The sequence below is a fragment of the Rothia sp. 27098_8_161 genome, from assembly GCF_041432905.1.
Classification (GTDB): Bacteria; Actinomycetota; Actinomycetes; order Actinomycetales; family Micrococcaceae; genus Rothia.
In genome coordinates this window covers 1-796 of the sequence record NZ_JAPWAL010000069.1, presented here as the reverse complement: position 1 = coordinate 796, position 796 = coordinate 1, and the positions used below count along the sequence as shown (strand labels likewise).

Below are 796 nucleotides of genomic sequence, written 5' to 3'. Positions count from 1 at the left end.
GAAGCATACAAAACTTCATTTCCCAAAGACATCATAACAATTTCACATTGAGAAATACCTGGATAGTCATCAGGCAAACTCTTAACTAAATCAAAATATTTCATTTTAGTTTTTCGCTCTTCCTTGTAATAGAATCCAAAATTCTAATCACGCCAACTCTATGCCCATCAATATTCTTAGCCGCAGGACCCAAGGCGGCCTCAGCCCCTGCCCCCAATACATACAATCCATCATGAATAGCACACCAATAATCCACATCCCAGATATCTATACTCTCATCAATAAGGCAACGAAAACTCTTCGGCACCAAACCAAAACAGAGAATAATTTTTTTATAACCCATTCCTTCACCATCAACCCTAATTCCATCCACATAGATAGAACGGTCTTTCAGGTGAGCCATTGGATAAATATTTAGGAATCCCTTAGCCCTATAAGCATTAAATATATCTAAATACTCATGCATAACTGAAGATTTTTTAAATCCTAAAGATGAACTTTTTCTGTATTTTTCTCGCCCTTCAGGCCTGAAAAACTCAGCAGGAACATCTGCGCAACGAAAAGTAATAGACTCGCCTCTATGATATAAATCAACGTTAGCACCTAATTTCAAGAGCGCATAAGTCAAAGTAGCAGCTGTTTGCCCACCTCCAAATACCGCAAACTTATCTCCTGGCTTTGCCTCCTGGAGAGTATTCAAGTCCCAGGGGGTACTATACCCATCTGGTACTTCAATAGATTCTTGACCAGTGCAAAAAACAACATTGCGAGATTTAAGCATAATTCCAGATTTAAG

At 38.7% G+C, this 796-nt stretch carries 1 protein-coding gene; it reads right to left on the bottom strand.

Going from position 1 to position 796, the window contains the following annotated elements:
* Nucleotides 1-100: 100 nt before the first annotated feature.
* Nucleotides 101-796: hypothetical protein (locus O3648_RS08440; RefSeq protein WP_371569602.1), on the bottom strand; the 696-nt coding region annotated here is incomplete at its 5' end.